Annotated in this window: 1 protein-coding gene; it reads right to left on the bottom strand. The window is 51.7% G+C overall.

The genetic code is table 11. From position 1 onward, the window contains the following. Nucleotides 1-238, bottom strand: a 238-nt coding sequence (locus tag L9G74_RS21980) for a DUF1398 family protein (protein ID WP_238899053.1), incomplete at both ends; no start/stop codon positions are given.

Genomic DNA, 238 nt, shown 5'->3' with positions numbered 1-238 from the left:
GTTACAGCTGCCATGATTTTACCTTCATCGCCGCTAAAATCAACGATGTGGCGTTTTAAGTTAGCAGTCCAAGCTTGACACCCAGCCTTGGCAAACTGCTTGACAGCGTCTGCTAGAGCCAGCTGGCCAGCAATATATTGCTTCGCGATTTGTTCAACTGCCGCGGCATCTTCTTCACGAGCGACCCGGACTGCTAAGCCATTCGTCCGCCGTTCCACGAGATAACCGTTCTCACCAA

Source organism: Shewanella electrica, assembly GCF_022321485.1.
In the GTDB taxonomy this organism is placed as follows: Bacteria; Pseudomonadota; Gammaproteobacteria; order Enterobacterales; family Shewanellaceae; genus Shewanella; species Shewanella electrica.
This window is presented reverse-complemented; position numbering and strand designations above follow the sequence as displayed.